The 18,840-nt window shown below is 70.6% G+C and carries 9 protein-coding genes; 5 read left to right on the forward strand and 4 right to left on the reverse strand.

Features of this window, described 5'->3' with window-relative positions:
* Window positions 1-141: 141 nt before the first annotated feature.
* The gene (locus ACTMTB_RS00910) at window positions 142-318 is read left to right on the forward strand and encodes a DUF6228 family protein (protein ID WP_441142046.1); all 177 of its coding nucleotides are present in this window, start codon (window positions 142-144) and stop codon (window positions 316-318) included.
* Window positions 319-469: 151 nt separating this feature from the next.
* Here the strand turns inward: ACTMTB_RS00910 and ACTMTB_RS00915 are convergent, their stop codons facing one another.
* Entirely contained in the window at window positions 470-1,060 is a 591-nt protein-coding gene (locus tag ACTMTB_RS00915; protein WP_441142047.1) for a peroxiredoxin-like family protein, read from the reverse strand.
* 71 nt (window positions 1,061-1,131) lie between these two features.
* Here ACTMTB_RS00915 and ACTMTB_RS00920 point away from each other — a divergent pair, with 71 nt between their 5' ends.
* Window positions 1,132-1,752 (forward strand): TetR/AcrR family transcriptional regulator, encoded by a 621-nt coding sequence (locus ACTMTB_RS00920; RefSeq protein ID WP_441142048.1) that lies wholly within the window; start codon window positions 1,132-1,134, stop codon window positions 1,750-1,752.
* A gap of 77 nt (window positions 1,753-1,829) precedes the next feature.
* On the opposite strand, the gene ACTMTB_RS00925 is transcribed toward ACTMTB_RS00920, so the two are convergent.
* From ACTMTB_RS00925 to ACTMTB_RS00935, 3 genes are all read right to left on the reverse strand, one after another.
* The gene (locus tag ACTMTB_RS00925; protein WP_154941475.1) at window positions 1,830-2,273 is read right to left on the reverse strand and encodes an HNH endonuclease; all 444 of its coding nucleotides are present in this window, start codon (window positions 2,271-2,273) and stop codon (window positions 1,830-1,832) included.
* Between the two features lie 301 nt (window positions 2,274-2,574).
* Window positions 2,575-4,101, reverse strand: a complete 1,527-nt coding sequence (locus ACTMTB_RS00930; protein WP_441142049.1) for an FAD-dependent oxidoreductase — start codon at window positions 4,099-4,101, stop codon at window positions 2,575-2,577.
* Between the two features lie 38 nt (window positions 4,102-4,139).
* Window positions 4,140-4,631, reverse strand: a complete 492-nt coding sequence (locus ACTMTB_RS00935; protein WP_441142050.1) for an MSMEG_6728 family protein — start codon at window positions 4,629-4,631, stop codon at window positions 4,140-4,142.
* A gap of 87 nt (window positions 4,632-4,718) precedes the next feature.
* Between ACTMTB_RS00935 and ACTMTB_RS00940 the strand changes: the two genes are divergently transcribed.
* The 3 genes from ACTMTB_RS00940 to ACTMTB_RS00950 all read left to right on the forward strand — a co-directional run bounded on the left by ACTMTB_RS00940 (window position 4,719) and on the right by ACTMTB_RS00950 (window position 18,837).
* A complete protein-coding gene (locus ACTMTB_RS00940; RefSeq protein WP_441142051.1) occupies window positions 4,719-6,518 on the forward strand; it encodes an NAD-binding protein in 1,800 nt (599 codons plus the stop codon).
* A gap of 127 nt (window positions 6,519-6,645) precedes the next feature.
* Window positions 6,646-7,110 (forward strand): hypothetical protein, encoded by a 465-nt coding sequence (locus tag ACTMTB_RS00945; protein ID WP_441142052.1) that lies wholly within the window; start codon window positions 6,646-6,648, stop codon window positions 7,108-7,110.
* Between the two features lie 117 nt (window positions 7,111-7,227).
* Window positions 7,228-18,837 carry a LamG-like jellyroll fold domain-containing protein gene (locus ACTMTB_RS00950; protein WP_441142053.1) on the forward strand — a complete coding sequence of 3,870 codons (11,610 nt, stop codon included), beginning with the start codon at window positions 7,228-7,230 and terminating at the stop codon, window positions 18,835-18,837.
* Window positions 18,838-18,840: the final 3 nt, after the last annotated feature.

The raw sequence follows: 18,840 nt of genomic DNA on the forward strand, positions 1-18,840 counted from the left end.
TACGACACCAGGGGTCGGCCCCCGGCCCCCTCGGACATCTCACGGGCGCTACGGACCTGATGACGTGAACGAATCGCCAGGTCGACGTCGAGCCGGGAATGCGCCTGCCAGGCGTACCCGGGAGGCTCTACCGTCCCTGCCGTGCCGCATCTTCGCCCGCCTGCCGACAAGCTCGACGTGACGATCCGATGCCAGGCGCATCCGGGCGTGTCCGTCCGCCTGCACAGCCGTCGCTTCCCGGACGAGTACGGCGTCGGCTTCTCGGTCGAGGCCCGGGCCGACGGTCTGCGTGCCGAGCTTCCCGGGGTGGAGGTCTGAATCTGGGACGACGCCTCGCCGCCGACCTCCGCGAGTTCCTCCCAAACCCGAGTCCACGACATCAGGTCTGTAGCGTCGGCAACCCTCTCGCCGGCGCGTCGGCCAGTCCGGGCGGCAGTGAGCTTCGGCGGTGAGGACGTGTGGGGGTCCGTCAGCCGCCGGTCCCCGGAGCCGGCGGAGTCGAAGGCGACGTGACGAGCCTCAGCAGCTCGTCGACCGACCACTGGTCGTAGACGTGCTCGCCGTGCCTGCTGGCCAGGACCGAGCCGTCCGGGGCGATCAGGAAGTCGGCGGGGAGCCCGAACCGCCCGCCGTGCGGGACGACCGCCGGTGGGCGCTCCCGGCCCCGCAGGACGGCCCACGAGCTGCGCAGCACCGCACGCAGGATCGGCAGCCAGGCGCGCGGGCTGAGCAGTGCGCGCACGGACGGCTCGACGCCGAACTCGCGGTAGAGCCGCTTGTCGGGGTCGGCGATGACGGCGAAGGGCAGGTCGTCGGTGTGCTCCCGCAGTTCGTCGGCGGGGGAGTGGAAGACCACGACCTCGCGTACCCCGGCCGCCTCGATCTCGGCGTGCCGGCGGACGATCGAGCGCAGGTGCAGGTTGCAGACCGGACAGCCGGCGAACCGGCGGAACTGGAGGTGGACCAGGCGTTCGGCATCGGGGACGGCGACCGGCGGCCCGGAGACCGGGGTGAGCCGACGGCGGGACACGGTCGAACCGGGGGCGGACGGGCGGGACATGGTTGCCTCCCTGTCGTAGGCGTACAACGTACTCCTACAGGGTTAGGCTTACGTTGTACGCTGTCAAGGCCATGCCTCGCCCCCGCTCACTCACCCCGGCCCAACTCGCCTCGGCCGCGCTGGCCGTCATCGACCGCGACGGGCTTCCCGCGCTCACCATGCGAGCGGTCGCCCAGGAGTTGGGCACCAGCCCGATGGCCCTCTACCGCTACGTCGCCGACCGGGACGAACTGGAGGCGCTGGTCGTGGAGGAGGTGCTGTCCATGGTCGACACCGCCGCTCCGCCGGACGAAAGTTGGCAGGACCGGGTGGGCGTGCTGGTCCAGCGGATGCGAACCGCGATCGGCGGACATCCCGCCGTGGTGCCGCTGCTCCCCGTGCACCGGCACCGGTCGCCGACCGTGCTGCGCTGGACGGAGACCGTGCTCGGCATCCTCGCCGAGGCGGGCTTCGCCGGCACCCGCCGGGTGGTCGCGCTGCGCGCCCTGCTCGCGTACGCCGTCGGCGCGATCCAGCTCGAACACCTGGGCCCGCTCTCGGGCAGCGGCACCGACGCGATGGCGGGACTGTCCCCGGCGGAGTTCCCGCATCTGTCGGCCACCGCCGCCGACGCCCGGCGGGTGGGACCGGACGTGGAGTTCGACGGCGGACTCGAGCTACTGCTGCGCGGCCTGGCCGTCTCCGCCGACTGACCGGGGCGGAGGGACCGGCGGGCGCCGCGCCGGAGGCGTACCTCCGACGCGGCCCCCTGTGCCCGCCGGCCGGCGGGTCACCGCCCGGCGAACGCGGCCCAGCTCGGCGTCACCGGCTCGCGCCGCAGCGGCATGCCCGCCTCGGCCGGCGTCCGGTCGCCCTTGCGCTGGTTGCAGGCGTAGCAGGCGGCGGTCGTGTTCTTCCAGGTGTTCCGGCCGCCGCGCGAGCGGGGCAGGATGTGGTCGATGGTGCTGGCCGGGCCGCCGCAGTACGCGCAGCACCGGTCGTCGCGCCGCAGCACGGCGGCGCGGGACCAGGCCGGCCCGGCGTGGAACCGCCAGCGGGTGACCACGTACCGGACGAGGCGGACCACCCGGGGAACCGGGAAGACCCCGATCACCTGGTCCGGCTCGGCCTCGTGGATCTCGGCGACCCGGCGGCACAGCATCCGGATCGCGTGCTGGACGGTGACCCGGTGCAGCGGGCCGAGGTCGGCGTTGATGACGAGGACGGCGTCCACCGGGCTCTCCCTTCACGATCGGCGGCGGACCGGTCCGGACAGCGAAAAGCCGCCCGGTCCGGGTGGGGGACGGGCGGCTGGAGCGCGTGCGGGCACGCGTCAGTCGGGCCACCCGTCCCGGGGACCTTCAGCTCGGCAACCTTCGAGCGGCAGCGTCGACCACGCGCACGTGACGTGCGACAACGACATGACTGACTCCCGGCGGGCTGGTTGACCTTGCGCGATCACGGTAGGGCGGGCCGGGGCGGGCCGGCAACGCATTTCGATGCCCGCCCGGGGGAGAGCCGACCGGTCCGGCCGCTCAGCGTCGGGCCAGCAGCCCGCGCGGCCGGACGGACCGGACCGGCTCGGCAGCCGAGCCCTCGGCCCGCAGGATGTGGTTGGCGGCGATGATGCCGGTGGCCGCCGCGCGCTCCATCAGCGCGCTCGGGAAGTCCGTCCGGATGCCGTCGCCGGCCAGGTAGAGGCCGTTCGCGTCGGTGCGTACCCCCGGCCGGTCGGCGTGGCTGCCCGGGGTGAACGCCGGGGCCTGGGCCTCCACCCGGGCGCGCAGCTCGCGGACCCGCAGCCCGGCCGCCTCCGGCCAGAGCGTGGTCAGCTCGACCCGCATCCGCTCGGCCAGTTCCTCGGCGGGCACGCCCTCGTCGCAGGCGTACGCGTGCAACTCCACCACCGAGCCGCCGGTCCGCTCGGCCCACCGGCGGGAGGAGTTCTCCAGCCGGTGGTAGAGGGTCACCGAGTCCAGGGTGGGCTGCCGGGACACCCCGCTGAACACCGCCCGGTCGGCGCGGACGTCCCCGTCCATCCAGTACCGCGCCACCGCGTACGGCGGACCGGGCCGGCCGAACGCGGGCATCCGCGCCACCAGCCGGGGCGCCGCCCCGGGCAGGCCGGGGGAGGCCGCGACCAGGGCGGCCAGCGCGGGCGGGTCGACGGCGAGCACCACGTGCGCGGCGCGGTACGCCGAGCCGTCCGCGGTCCGCACCCGCCAGCCACCGGGCTCCCGGTCCAGCCGGGTGACGGCGGCCTCGGTGACCACCCGGCCGCCGTGCTTCTCGACGTGCCGGGTCAGCGGCTGCCAGATCGCCGTCGCGTAGTCCTCGTCCGGGCAGTCGAAGGCCAGCCCCTCCGGGTTGCCGAGCAGGTAGAAGTGGAACTGGGCGATCATCTCGGCGGCCGACATCTCCGCCTCGCGGTTGAAGAACGAGTGCGAGAAGACCTCGAAGAGCATGGCCCGGGCCCGGTCCGGCAGCTTCAGCGAGGTCAGCAGCTGGTCGGCGGTGGTGGTGTCGAACTCGGCGTAGGTGCGTTCCGGGTGGTAGTTGAGCAGCGGCAGCGCGGCGCGCCGGTCCATCCGGCGCAGGTCGGCCAGGCGCAGGCTGGGGCTGCGCAGCAGGAGGGCGAGCAGGTTGAGCGGCGCGGCCGGCGGTAGCCGGCCGAACTCCTCCGTCGGCCACTGCCCGCTCAGGATCGGGTACCCGGGGACCGGCTTGAGGAAGCCCAGGCCCGGATCGACCCGGCGCAGGATCGCCCGCCAGTTGTAGTACTGCCGGAAGAATGCGTGGAACCCGTGCTCGATGAGCTGGGTGCCGTCGGTCAGGGCCGCCGGCCAGGCGGCGAGCCGGCCGCCGAGCGTCGGCGCGGCCTCCAGCACGGTCACCGCCACGCCCCGCTCGGCGAGCACCACCGCCGCGGACATGCCGGCGATCCCGCCGCCGACCACCACGGCCTCGACCGGGCGCGGCACCCGGGCGGCGCCACCGCCGCCCGGGTCGAGCACCCGCTGCCGTACGCCGATGAGCCGGCCCAGCATCTGTGACAGCGCCATGTGCACCTTCCCGGCCGAAGAAATTTCAGTCTGCCCGGTCAGCTCTCGGACGGCAGCAGACAGCGCCGTTCCCGGTCCGAGGCGGGCCAGACGTACTCCAGGTCGGGCGGGATGTCGCCGAACTGCGGCCGGTAGTGCTCCGGGTCCTTGCGCAGCAGCGACGAGCGGTGGCTCAGGTGCAGGTCCTCCCGGCCCAGCCAGGGTGGCAGCTCGCCGGCCCCGGCCAGCTCGGCCTGGGTCCGGACCCGCTCGATCCCGCAGGCGGCGGCCAGGTCGGTGGTCATGGTGCCGGCGCAGGTGTCCGCCCGGCCCGGCTCGCACCAGACCGCGCACATGTCCAGCCCGTACCGGGTCAGCGCCTCCTCGTAGCCGGCCCACATCTTCACCGCCGGATGGTTGCGCCAGCCGTAGGTGGGCCGGGTCAGCCCGCGCAGCACCTGGATGGTCTCCACCCGCTGCTTGCCCAGCCGCTTCTGGTCCAGCGTCCGGGCGCTCGCCAGGAAGTCCGGGTACGGGAGGAACGTCTGCATGTCGCTGCACTACCCGCCGTACGCCCCGACATGCGCTCATGATCAGCGGGGCTGCGCCCGGTGCGACCGGCTGACTACGATCCGGTCATGGCGGAACCCCTGCGCGACCGCGCGCGCCGCGCGACCGGCTGGCGGTTACGGGCCAACGGCGAGACGCGGCCGCACTACGTCGTCTGCGGCAACGACCCGCTCGCCTACTGGGTGGTCAAGGCGCTGCTCGCCACCGAGCTGGCGCAGGGCCGGGTCCGCATCACGCTCATCGTGCCCGAGCGCCGGCGCTCCGAGGGGCCGGACGGCCGCGACGTCGACGGCATCCAGGTGGTCCGCGCCGACCGGCTCGACGAGGCCGCCTTCCGCCGGGCCGGCCTGGCCGGCGCGGACGGGCTGGCCCTGCTGCAGCAGGACGACGTGGGCAACATGCACGCGGCGCTCTGCGCCCAGGAGGTCGAGCCCCGGCTGCGCCTGGTGGTGCGCATGTTCAACACCAGCCTGGCCAACGGCCTGCGCGAGCTCTTTCCCGACTCGGCGGTGCTCTCCGACGCCTCGATCGCCGCCCCCGCGTTCGTGGCCGCCGCTCTCGGTGAGGTCGCCCCCACCCATTTCCGGCACGCCGGGCGCACCCTCTACGTGGCCCGCCGCGAGGACGTACGCGCCCGCGACGTGGTCTGCGGCCTGGCCGTCACCACGGATCCGGCCCTGGTCCGCGTGCTGCCGGCCGACGAGCCGGCGGCCGACGTGGTGCTCGCCGAGGCGACCGGCCAGCCGGCCGGCACCGAGCTGGCGGCCCGCCGGCTGGTCCGGGCCCGCCGCCGCCGGCAGCCGGTCGCGGTGCTGCTCCGGGCGGTCCGCAGCTTCGCCACCCGCAAGATCGGCATCGCGGTGATGGTGCTGCTCGGGGTGATCGCGGTGCTCGGCTGGCTCAACTCCCGCGCGGTGGACGTGAGCTGGACCGAGGCGCTCTACCTGACCCTGGTCACCACGCTCAGCGGCCAGGATCCGGACGTCACCAAGCCGGCCGCCGCGCAGATCATGCAGGTGGTGCTCAACCTCGCCGGGCTGGCGCTGATTCCGCTGATCACCGCCGTGGTGGTCGACGGCATCGTCAACGCCCGGCTCGCCCTGCACGCCGGCCGGATCCAGCCGCAGCGCACCGGGCACGTCGTGGTGGTGGGGCTGGGCAACATCGGCACCCGGGTGATGGCCCAGCTGCGTGACTTCGGCGTCGAGGTGGTCGCGATCGACCGGACCGCCGAGGCGCGCGGCGCGGCGCTGGCCCGTCGGCTGGGCGTACGGCTGATCGTCGGGGACGCGGCCCGGGAGGAGACCCTGCGGTCCGCCTCGGTGGAGACCTGCCAGGCGCTGGTGGTGGTCTCCACCGACGACGGGGTCAACCTGCGCGCCGCGCTCAATGCCCGGGGGCTCAACGCCGAGCTGCGGGTGGTGCTGCGGCTCTTCGACGGCGACTTCGCCGAGCGGATCCAGCAGGCGTTCGGGATCGGCATCTCGCGCAGCGTGTCGTACCTGGCCGCGCCCGCGTTCGCGGCGGCGCTGCTGGACCGGGCGGTGATCGCCACCATCCCGGTCGACCGGCACGCGCTGCTGGTGGTGGAGGTGCCGGTGGTGGCCGGCGCGCCGCTGGACGGCCGGCCGCTGGCCGCCGTGGCCCGCCCCGGCGAGGTGCGCCTGCTCGCGCACACCCGCTTGGGGCAGAGGACCGACTGGAAGGCCGACCCGCGGATGGTGATTTCGGCGGGGGACCGGCTGACCGTGGTGGCCCGCCGGGCCGGGCTCGCCGCGCTGCTGCGCGAGTCCACCCCGCCACCGCCGGCGGTTCCGCCCGCGCCGGCCGCCCCGGCCGCGCCGGTACCCCGGGAGGGCCAGGACTGAATTCCGCGACGCGTAGTCTCTCGCCGTGCTTGGTGGAGGCTTGGGACGTCGGATCCGGGAACAGCAGCGTGCCGGGCGGGCGGGCGCTCTCCCGTCGTGGTTGAGGGCGCGCCCGCCGTGGTGGGCGATGGTCGCCGTGCTCGTGGTGGTCGCCGGTGTGCTGGCGTGGGCGCTGTGGCCGGCCGCCGCGCCGCCGCCGCGCCAGCGCGAGTACCGGGCGGAGACGGCGTGCCTGCTCACGGGAGAGAAGGGTGTCGCGGCGCCGGAGGCGGTCCCGGTCTGGGCCGGCATGCAGGAGGCGTCGCTGGCCACCCACGTCAAGATCCAGTACCTCGAGGTGAGCGGCCCGCAGACGCCCGAGAACGCCGAGACGTACCTCGCCAGTCTGGTGCAGAGCCGTTGTGATCTTATTCTCACCGTGGGTGCGGCACCGGTGGGCGCATTGCGGGCTGGAGGGGCAAGATTCCCAACTGTCCGCTTCGTGGGAATCAATGGTGGAAACGCGTCGAGCAACGTGTCCGTTGTGGAGGCAAATAGCCCGCAAGTCGCGCAGCAGAAATCGCGAGAGCTGATCGCCGCGCTCGCCTCCTGAGGGGAGCCGTCTTCCCAGGCTCCTCTCAGGATTGTCTGAACGGATGACTTGTTGCATCCGTCGGTTGGACCCCAGACTCCCGAGGAAATTTTTCACTTCACGGGGAGGGGACCGGCCGTGCGCCGATCCGTCACCAGTGCTGCGCGCCGGCTGGCCATCGTTGTTGCGGTGGTCTTCGGGCTCAGCGTCGCGGTGCCAGCTGATGTAGTCCGTCCGGGCGGCGAGTTTCCGCTGACCTGGCTGACCTGGTTCGCTCAGCGGCCGGCCTGGTCGGCCACCGCGGCCTTCCTGGGCCTTCCCGTGCAGGAGAAGGGTCGGCCCGTCACGGTCGACCACCACGTCCCCGCCGCCGCGACCGACGCCCGGCAGGGCGCCGGGCGGGCGCCGAAGCCGGCCGCCGGGACGCTCGAGTCGTACCAGCCGCACGAGATCGAGAGCACGCCGGACACCACCGGCCCCGCCGAGCAGGGGTTCGACAGCCGGACCAGCAAGCGGCTCGCCGCCCGCTCCAGTGTCCGGTCCGACGTGTTCGCCAACGCGGACGGCTCGTACACCAAGCGGACCTACAACCGCCCGGTCAACTACCGGGCGGCCGACGGCACCTGGCAGAAGATCGACTCTGACCTGATCCGGCGCGCCGACGGCCGGCTGCACGTGAAGGCGAACCGGCTGGGTGTCTCCGTCGCCGGCACCGCGGCGCCGGCCGCCCGGCCGGCCCGGGACGCCGCCCCCTCGGCCGACGCGACCGCGACCACCGGCCCCGAGCTGGCACAGCTCACGCTGCCGACCGGTGAGAGCGTCGGGTACCAGCTCCAGGGTGCCAACGTCACCGTGCCGACCGTGGACGGCGCGACCGCCCGCTACCGCGACATCCTCCGGCAGACCGACCTGGAGCTGACCACCTTCGACGCCGGCGTCAAGGAGACCCTGGTCCTGCGCTCGCCCGAGGCGGCGTCGAGCTGGGTCTTCCCGCTGCGGCTCAAGGGCCTCACCCCGCGGCTGACCGCGCAGGGCTCGGTGGAACTGCTCAACGCCGACGGCAAGGCCGTCGCCTGGTTCCCGCACGGCTCGATGAGCGACTCGAAGGTCGACCCGAAGTCCGGCGCCCCGGCCGAGTCCGACAAGGTCACCTTCGAGCTGGTCACCGTCGACGGCGCTCCCGCGCTGAAGGTCACCGCCGACCAGGCCTGGCTGCGGGACCCCGCCCGGCAGTACCCGGTGCGGATCGACCCGACCGCCACCACCGGCACCACAGGTGACGTCTTCGTCGACAACGACAGCACCACCACCAACAACGGCGACAACCTGCCGGTCGGCACCTACAACGGCGGCACGACCAAGGCTCGCTCGTTCATCCACCTCGACGAATTCGACAACGACGGCTTCGTCGGCAAGCGGTTCAGCGCGGCGAAGCTGTTCCTGTACCACACGTGGTCGTACGACTGCGCCACCCACAAGCCGTTCTACGTGCACCGGGCCACCCAGGCATGGACCGTCGCGGACCTCAGCGCGGGCAGCTACCCGGGCCCGGCGATCTCGTCGTCGATCGGCTCGCTGACCATCAGCGACAACAACCCGGCCTGCACCAACAGCGGGGCCGACCGGACCGTCGGCAAGTGGGTCAGCGTCCCGCTCAACGTCGACACCTTCAACGACTGGTCGACCGGCGGCGCGAACGAGGGTCTCGCGCTGACCGCGTCGGAGACCGACTCGTACGCCTGGAAGCGGTTCACCTCAGCGAACTTCGGCGCCGGGGCGTACAAGCCGTACCTGGAGTTCACCTACACCAACGACGTCGCGCCGCAGGTCAACCTCCGCTACCCGGCCAACAACGCGGTCGTGCAGACGCTCACCCCCGAGCTGCTCTCCCGCGCCGTCGACCCGGACAACTGGCCGGCCAAGGGCCTGACCTACAACTACGTGGTCAAGGACGCCGGGACCAACGCCACCGTGGTCAGCTCGGGCTGGATCACCGGCCCCAGCTGGACGGTGCCGTCCGGCAAGTTGACCTGGAACAAGACCTACCTCTACACGGTCCAGGTCTACGACAAGGCCGCGTACAGCGCCGTCTCCCCGGCGTACGCCTTCACCACCTCGGTACCGCAGCCGCTGCTCACCGCGAACCTCGCGCAGAACGCTGGCAAGGGCTACGACCCGAGCGTCGGCAACTACACCACCTCGGCCACCGACGCCAGCGTGAGCACGGTGGGCCCGTCGCTCTCCGTCACCCGCAGCTACAACAGCCTCGACACCCGGCGCGGCAACGCCTTCGGCGCCGGTTGGTCCAGTCTGCTGGACGTGCGCGCGGCCCAGGTCAAGGACGTGGCGGGCAGCATCCAGTCGGTGCTCGTCACCTACCCCACCGGCCAGGACGTGGCCATGGGGCGCAACGCCGACGGCAGCTTCACCACCACCTCCGGCCGGTACTCGGTGTTCAAGGAGAACAAGGACACCGCGGGAGCGGTGAACGGCTACACGCTGACGGACAAGGACGGCACGGTCTACGTCTTCAGCCAGCCGGCCGGCACCGGCGTCTACAAGGTCACCCAGATCACCGACGCCAACGGCCGCTCGCTCAGCTTCTCCTACGACACCTCGGGGAATCTGACCAAGCTCACCTCGGCCTCCGGCCGGTCGCTGTACGTCACCTGGTCGACCCCGGCCGGCTCGAGTGCTCCGCACGTCGCGACGGTCTACACCGACCCCGCCGCTGCGGGCGACTGGAACACCTCGGCGACCTGGCAGTACACCTACGGTCCCAACGACACGCTGAGCAAGGTCTGCCCGCCGACGGACTGGGCCAACTGCACCACGTACCAGGCGGACACCACCTCCCAGTATGCCAACGCGGTGCTGAACACCGGCCCGTACTCGTACTGGCCGCTGAACGAGGCGAGCGGCGCGACCATCGCGGGGAGCCGGGTGCTCAGCAACGCCGGTGTCGACAACGCCCGCTACAACGGCGTGACCCTGGGCCAGCCGGCCGGCCTGGCCGGCTCGACCGCCACCACCGCCGGCTTCAACGGGACCAGCTCGTACGTGCAGCTTCCTGGCAAGCTGGTCGCCGACGGCCAGTACCAGTCGATCAGCATGTGGTTCAAGACCACCGCCCTCAACGGCGTGCTGTTCAGCTACAACGGCGACGCGATCACCAAGGGCACCACGACCGGCAACTACACTCCGGCGCTCTACATCGGCAGCGACGGCAAGCTGCACGGCCAGTGGTACCAGGGCAACGCCACGCAGGCCATGGCATCCACCTCGGTGGTGAACAACGGCGCCTGGCACCACGTGGTGCTCACCGGCGCGGGTGACACGCAGTCCCTGTACCTCGACGGCACCCTCCACGGCACCCTGGCCGGCACCATCGCCCAGGTCCCCAACGGCTCGGCGAACGTGCAGATCGGCGCCGGCTTCGTCGGCGGCGGGTGGCCCAGCCACAAGAACACCGGCGCCTCCCCGGCGGTGGCCAACTACTTCTCCGGCTCGATCTCCGACGTGGCGTTCTTCAACCAGGCGTTGACCGGCACCACGATCGCCGCGCTGAACAGCGCCGGCCGGACCAGCCATCCGGTGCTCAGCAGGGTGGTCCGCCCCTCCGGCGGCGTCACCGCGGAGATCTCGTACGACAAGACCACGGGTCGGGTCGCCAGCGTCAAGGACGAGAACGGCGGCACCTGGACCATGGGTACGCCGACCGTCTCCGGTGACAGCGACGTGTACGCCGCCTCGGTGCTCGGCGCGAAGCCGGTCGACTACTGGCGGCTCGGCGAGGTCGACGTCACCGACGCGATCAACGAGGTCGAGGGTGGCACGGCCACCTTCAACAACACCACGCTCGGCGTCGCCGGCCCGTTCAGCGACAGCAAGGCCGCCTCGTTCAACGGCTCCAGCTCGTACCTTCAGCTGCCGGCGGAGGACGTCCCCACCACCGGACCCAACTCGGTCGAGATGTGGTTCAAGATGCCGTCCGGCAGCACCGCCGGTGGCACGCTCTTCAGCTTCCAGACGGAGGACATCGCCACCCCCACGTTCACCGGCAACTGGGTGCCCGCGCTCTACGTCGGCACCGACGGCAAGCTGCGCGGCAAGTGGTGCTATTGCGGCAGCAACACCACGAACCCGCCGATCACCACGGCTGCTGTCAACGACGGCAAGTGGCACCACGTCGCACTCACCCTCAGCGGCTCCACCCAGAAGCTCTACCTCGACGGGGCGACCGTCGGCTCGCTCGCCCTGGCTGGGGAGACCACCACCGCCGTCAACGCCTACATCGGCGCCGGCTACACCAAGTCGTGGCCGTCCTCCCCGACGAGCGGGGTGGCGTACTTCCCGGGCTCCATCGCCGAGGTGGCGTTCTACCGCACGCAGCTCAGCGACGCCCAGGTCAGCTCCCACTTCCAGGCGTCGAAGCAGACCGTTCCGCTCGCGGTGACCATGGTGAACGGGCAGACCACGCCCGTCGCGATGCCGGTCTCGACGGTCACGGTCACCGGCCCGACCGGTGAGCAGCTCTCCTACAGCTACGACGTGGTCAACGGCAACCGGATGGTGGCGCAGACCGACCCGCTGGGGAACACCACCAAGTTCGGTTACGACGTCGGCGGCTTCGGCAACCTGACCTACGACCCGAACGGTGTGTGGACGCAGGAACTCCAGGACGTTCGGGGCAACACCAAGCAGGTCGTGACCTGCCAGGACCAGTCGGCCAACAAGTGCTCGTCGGTCCACTACAGCTACTACGCGAACTCGGCGGACCCGCTCGACTGGTCCACCGCCCAGCTGCCGGTGATGTTCAACGACTTCGACGGCGACGGCTACCCGGACATCGTCTACCGGGAGGACACCGACGACAGCATCCAGATGGTGCGGAGCAATGGTTCCGGCGGCTGGCTGACCAGCATCCCGACGAAGATCGGCACGAGCATCGCCTCCGCCAACCTGATCGTCGGCAGCAAGGACTTCAACGGCGACGGCAAGCCGGACATCCTCTGGCGCAGCTCGACCGACAGCAACATGTACCTGCTCGCCGGCAACGGCAAGGGCGGCTGGGTGACCGGCAGCTCGGTGAAGATCGGCCCGGCTGTCGGCTCGGCGAACCTCATGGTGATGTCCCGCGACTTCAGTGGTGACGGCAAGCCAGACCTGATCTTCCGCAGCTCGGTCGACAACAACCTGTACATGCTCAAGGGCAACGGCACCGGCGGTTGGATCAGCACCGTCGCGACGCAGATCGGCAGCGGCTGGCAGAACGCCGACCTGCTGGCCGCCCCGGGGGACTTCAACGGTGACGGCAAGGACGACATCGTCTACCGCAACTCCTCCGACAAGAACCTCTACATGGTCGCCGGCAACGGCACCGGCGGCTGGTCGACCGGTACGTCCGTCAAGATCGGGTCGAGCTGGGGTTCGGCGAACGCGCTGCTCACCGCAGGCGACTTCGACGGCGACAAGAAGGCCGACTTCGTCTACCGCAAGTCGACCGACAACGACATGTACCTGGTCTCGGGCAACGGCACCGGCGGCTGGGTCAGCGGCGCCTCGGTCCTGATCGGTGGCCAGCCGGACCCGCGGAACGACGTCATCCTGACGATGCGGGACGGCCGGTCGGCGTCCGAGAACGACGGCACCTACCTGACGTCGTACGCGTACGACGCCAAGGGCAACCAGACCAGCATCACCGACCCGCTCGGCCGGGTCACCCGCACCGCCTACACCGACGGCACCACGGTGGCGGCCAAGGACGGTGGCTTCGCCCCGGCCGGCCTGGCCTCGACGGTGACCACACCGGGTGGGCAGGTCCAGAAGGTCGTCTACTACGCCAGCGGTGACATCGCCGAGGTGATCGAGCAGACCGGCAAGATCACCCGGTACACCTACGACGGTCTGGGTCGGCCGGTCAGCGAGACGGAGGTGACCGACACCTTCCCGTCGGGTCTGACCACCGTTCGCACCTTCGACAAGCTGGGCCGACCGGTCAGCGAGACCGAGCCGGGCGTGACCAACCGGGTCACCGGCGCGGTGCACACGGCGAAGACCGACACCAGCTACGACCTGGACGGCAACGTCGTCGAGCAGACGGTCAGCGACACCACCGGCGGTGACGCGCCGCGCACCGAGAAGCACACCTACAACGCGTACGGCCAGGAGACGGCGACCACCAACGCGGCGAACGAGACCACCAACCTCGAGTACGACCTGTACGGCCGGGTGGTCAAGGAGATCGAGGCGGACGGCGGCGTCACCACCAGCACGTACGACGCCGAGGGCAACCTGCTCACCTCGACGGTGGTCGGCTGGACCGGCGACCCGAACAACCCGTCGGCGCCGCGTGACCTGGTCACCAGCCGGCGGTCGTACGACCCGGCGGGCCGGCTCGCGTCGGAGACCGACGCGATGGGCTGGACCACGTCGTTCACCTACACCGACAACGGCCTGGAAGCCAAGGTCGTCCGCACCGACAACAACGGCAAGACCTTCGTGGTGGAGGAGCACACCTACGACGCGGCGGGCAACGAGCTGACCGAGGTCGGCAACAACGGCCGCAGCACCACCAGCACGAAGTACGACGCCGCGGGTCGGCCCTACATGACCATCGTCGACCCGAACGGGTTGAAGCGGACCACCACCCTCACCTACGACGCCAACGACAACGTCATCTCCACCGTCTCCACCGACGGTGTGACCGGTGCCGTCACCGGCACCTCGGAGGCGCTCTACGACAGGGCCGGCCGGGCGGTCGCCGAGACGACGTACCCGTCGGCGGCGCTGACTCCGGTCGCGCGCTGGAAGCTCAACGAGACCTCGGGTACGAGGGCCGCGGACTCGGCGGGCAACAGCCCGGCGACCGCGACCGGTAACGTCACCTGGTCCACGGACCGGGGCGGCTCGGCGACGTTCGACGGGGTCAGCAGCTACCTCAAGGCCCCGAGAGTGGTCGACTCCACCCGAGCATTCACCATCTCCGCCTGGGCCAAGCTTGCCTCGAAGAATCCCGCGCTCGGGAATGCCGAGCAGTTGGTCTTCGCTGCTGCGGGCGACATCGGCAACTCCGCGCTGAAGCTCTTCTACGCGCCCGGTGACGATCGCTGGTACGCCGGTATGGCGGTCCGCAAGGCGGACGGCACCACCGCGTGGTTCGGGGGCGGCGGCGCGAACGGTTCCGTGGTGGCGGGCGCTTGGACGCATCTGGCACTCACTGCGGATCCGGTCGGCAAGACCATGAAGCTCTACGCCGACGGTGTGCTGCTGACCACGGTGCCCACGACCGAGGCCTTCAACAACGTGGCGACGAATCTGACCATCGGCGGTGCGGACGGCTTCGGCTGGTTCCCGGGTTCGGTCAGCGACGTGCAGGCCTACCAGAAGGCGCTGTCGGCGACCGAGATCTCGCAGCTGAAGGCCGGCACCGCACCGGCCGCCGACGCGCAGGTCATCCGTACCTCGCAGGTGCTCGACCAGGACGGCCTGCCGATCGCGATCACCGACGCGAACGGCAACACCACCTACCAGGGCTACGACGAGGAAGGCCGGGTGGCGCGCTCCACCGCGCCGGCGGCGATGGTGGAACAGGCCGGGCAACTGCCGGCGCTGGCGAACGCGGTCAGCTACGCGGGTTACAACACCTTCGACGAGCTGACCGACGCCCGCGACGCCAACGGCAACTGGTCGGTGACCGGCTACGACGCCGCCGGCCGGGTCGTCTCGCAGAAGGACCCCGCCTACACCCCGCCGGGCTCGAGCGTCCCGATCGTGCCGGAGAGCACCCAGACGTACGACGTGACCGGGCAGGTCACCGCGGTGACCGACCCGCTGGGCAAGGTCACCCGCTACGAGTACGACCAGCTCGGCCGGCTCGCGAAGGAGACCGCGCCGAACGACGGGGTGACCACCTACACCTACGACGAGGCGGGCAACCTGCTCTCGTCGAAGGACCCGTCCGGCGCGGTCAGCACGAGCACGTACGACTACCTGGGCCGGCCGCTCACCTCGACCGACGTGGTCCGGCAGAGCAGCACCAACTACACCACCCGATACACCTACGACGACACCGCCGCCGACCAGAAGACCACCGTCACCTCGGCTGCCGGGGTGGCCAGCTCGACCAGCTACAACATGGCGGGCGAGCCGGTCGCGGTGATGGACGGCGCCGGGAACACCACCCGCTACGAGTACGACAGCGAGGGCCGGACCACCAGGAGCATCCGCCCGGACAGCTCGTACGCCACGGTCTCGTACGACATGGCGGACCGGGCGACCGGCACGGCCGAGTACAGCCCGGGCGGCACGCTGCTGTCGTCGCAGTCGGCGAAGTACGACCGGGCCGGCAACATGGTGGCCACCACGGACGCCCGCGGCACCACCACCACCATGGAGTACGACGCGACGGGCGCGCTGATCAAGGAGATCCAGCCGATCTCCGGGTCGGACTCGATCCAGACCACGTTCGGCTACGACCTGGAGGGCAACCGCACCCGGTTCACCGACGGTCGGGGCAACGCCTTCTACACCACGTACAACACGTGGGGGCTGCCCGAGTCGCAGATCGAGCCGGCCACGGCGGCCCACCCGGACGCCGCGGACCGGACCTTCACCATCGCCTACGACCAGGGCGGGCGGCCGTCGAAGCAGTTGCTGCCCGGCGGCGTGTCGGTCACCAACGCGTACGACGCCATGGGTCGGCTGATCCGGCAGAGCGGGACGGGCGCCGAGGCGGCCACCGAGGACCGGGTCTTCGACTACGACGTGGCCGGCCGGATGACGTCGCTGTCCGGCTCGGGCGGCACGAACACGATCAGCTACGACGACCGTGGTCTGCCGTTGTCGGTGAGCGGCCCGTCGGGGAACTCGTCATTCGGTTACGACCCGGACGGTCGACTGGCCTCCCGCCAGGACGCCGCCGGTGCCACCTCGTACAACTACGACCAGGCGGGCCGGCTCTCGAAGCTGGACAATCCGACCGCCGGCGTGCAGATGGCGTACACCTACAACTCGCTCTCGCAGGTCAGCAAGATCACCTACGGGACGAACGGGAACACCCGTAACTTCACCTTCGACCCGCTGCGCCGGCTCACCGGCGACGAGCTGAAGTCGTCGACGGGCACCTCGCTGGCGAAGATCACCTACGGCTGGGACGCCAACAGCAACATCACCTCGAAGACCACCACGGGCTTCGCGGGCTCGGCGGCCAACACCTACACCTACGACCTGGCCGACCGGCTGACGTCGTGGAACAACGGCGCCGACACCACGGTGTACGCCTACGACAAGTCCGGCAACCGCGTGCAGAACGGCTCGAAGCTGTTCACGTACGACCAGCGCAACCGGCTCCAGACCGCGGACGGGGTCAGCTACAGCTACACCGCCCGCGGCACGCTCGCGACGGCCGGCGGCAACACCACCAACACCGACGCGTTCGGTCAGGTGGTGTCGCAGCAGTCCGCCGGTGGCACGCAGACCTACACGTACGACGGTCTGGGTCGGGCGATCCGCCCCAACTTCTCGTACACCGGTCTGGGCAACGACCTGGCCGGCGACAGCGCCGCCACCTACGTGCGGGGCCCCTCCGGCGAGGTGGTCGGCACCGCCGCCGGCGGCACCCAGCGGATGGTCTGGACGGACCTGCACACCGACGTGGTCGGGCAGTTCACGGCGACCGGGACGGCCCTGGCCGGCTCGATGGCCTACGATCCGCTCGGCAAGGTGGTCAACACCAGCGGCCTGCTCGGCTCGCTGGGCTACCAGTCGGAGTGGACCGACGCGCTCACCTCGCGGGTCAACATGCACGCCCGCTGGTACAACACCGACACCGGCCAGTTCGACACCCGGGACACCGCCAACAACAGCCCGGTGCCGGACTCGATCAACGCGAACCGCTACCAGTACGGCGACGCCAACCCGCTGACCGTCACCGACCCGACCGGCCACTGGGGCCTGGGCAGCCTGAAGCGGGCGTTCACCTCGACGGTCAACTCGGTGCGCTCGTACGCCTCGTCGGCCTACTCGTACGCGTCGTCGTACACGTCGAGCTACTACTCGTACGCCTCCTCGTACGTCAGCAACCGGTACCAGGCGGCGAAGAGCGCCGTGAAGAAGACGTACCACCGGGCCAAGACGACGGTAAAGAAGCGCTACCACCAGGCCAAACGGAAGTACAACCAGGTCAAGCGCTACGCCAAGAAGAAGTACCACCAGGCCAAGCGGTACGTGAAGAAGAAGTACGAACAGGGTCGCAAGTACGTCTCGAAGAAGATCGCCGCAGCCAAGAAACGCGCGAAACACCTCTACAACAAGGCCAAGCAGGCCGGCAAGAAGATCGCCGCGAAGGCCCACCGGGTCGCCCAGAAGGCGGTCAGCCACGTCAAGGATGCCGCGAACGCGACCAAGAAATGGGTCAAGGAGCACAAGGACGTCCTGATCGAGGTGGCCGCGATCGGCGGGGCCATCCTCGCCGGCATGGCCTGCACCGCGGTCACCGCCGGCGCCGGCGCCATCGCCTGCATGGCCGGTACCGCCGCACTGATCAACCTGGCCAAGGACGCCGCGCAGGGCGACATCCACAGCATCGGTGACGCCCTGGGCTCGCTCGGCACCGGCGCGGTGACCGGCATGATCGGTGGTGCCGGTGGCGCCCTGGCCAGCCGGGTCGGCGCGATCGTCGCCAAGAAGGTCGGCACCGGTCTGGCCGGCCGGCTCGCCACCGAGGCGGCGGAGAACACCGTCGAGGACGCGGTCGACCAGGTCGCGACGTCGGGTCGGTACAACCCGCGGGCCGCGGTGGAGAACATGATCCCGGGCCTGAACCTGATCGGCGGGGGTGGCGGTGGCGGCTCGTGCCCGGCCAGGCGTCCGTCTTCTGGTCGTCGGCACAGCTTCGATCCGAAGACCCGGGTCCTGATGGCGGACGGCACCACCCGTCCGATCGAGGATGTCAACGTCGGGGACAAGGTCACCGCGACCGACCCGAAGACTGGCAAGTCGCAGCCCAAGCAGGTCACCCAGCTGCATCGCAACAATGACAAGGACCTGACCGACGTCACCGTCCGTGACCGGAACGGCAAGACCACGAAGGTCAAGACGACCCAGCACCACCCGTTCTGGAACGCGTCGAAGCGCCGGTGGGACGACGCCAAGGACCTGAAGCCGGGCACGAAGCTGCTGGTGCGCGGCACGGGTGCGGTCACCGTCGTCGCGGTGCTCAACAAGCTGGGCGCCGAGGAGATGCGCGACCTTACCGTCGCCGACATCCACACCTACTATGTGGTCGCCGGTGACGAGCCCGTGCTCGTTCACAACAATGACGGAAGGCTGGTTTCGCCCGGAGACTGCTCCCCAACGAGCACGAGTCCGCAGCAGCTGCTGGATGACGCGAAGGAGCTGCATGATACGTTCGGGGTCGGGACTCGGGCCGACAAGGGAGCGACCGTGGCCACGGCCGAGCTTGGTGGGCGAAAGGTCTACGCGGTCAATCAGAACGGTACGAACACCAAGCTGCGTGCCCTCGCCAAGGCGAAGGGCTACGAACGGGCCTACGAAACCGATCTGACGCCACAGGTCCACACCGACGCGGAACAAATCCTGTTCAACGCGGTGGATGAGGGTGAGTATGCCGCCGACGGGATCATCGCGTCATCGCGTCCCGCCTGCGGGCCCAGGAGGCAGAACTGCGCGGCACGGGCCGACGAGCCGCAGTACAGCAAGATTCAACTCTGGGAACGACGAAGATAGTTG

The sequence above is a fragment of the Micromonospora sp. L32 genome (genome assembly GCF_052068055.1).
Lineage (GTDB): Bacteria > Actinomycetota > Actinomycetes > Mycobacteriales > Micromonosporaceae > Micromonospora > Micromonospora purpureochromogenes.

Coding starts and splice junctions, on each gene's coding strand:
- ACTMTB_RS00915 (WP_441142047.1), bottom strand. CDS start 1,060: ATGTCCCGCCCGTCCGCCCCCGGTTCGACCGTGTCCCGCCGTCGGCTC.
- ACTMTB_RS00920 (WP_441142048.1), top strand. CDS start 1,132: ATGCCTCGCCCCCGCTCACTCACCCCGGCCCAACTCGCCTCGGCCGCG.
- ACTMTB_RS00930 (WP_441142049.1), bottom strand. CDS start 4,101: ATGGCGCTGTCACAGATGCTGGGCCGGCTCATCGGCGTACGGCAGCGG.
- ACTMTB_RS00935 (WP_441142050.1), bottom strand. CDS start 4,631: ATGCAGACGTTCCTCCCGTACCCGGACTTCCTGGCGAGCGCCCGGACG.
- ACTMTB_RS00940 (WP_441142051.1), top strand. CDS start 4,719: ATGGCGGAACCCCTGCGCGACCGCGCGCGCCGCGCGACCGGCTGGCGG.
- ACTMTB_RS00945 (WP_441142052.1), top strand. CDS start 6,646: ATGGTCGCCGTGCTCGTGGTGGTCGCCGGTGTGCTGGCGTGGGCGCTG.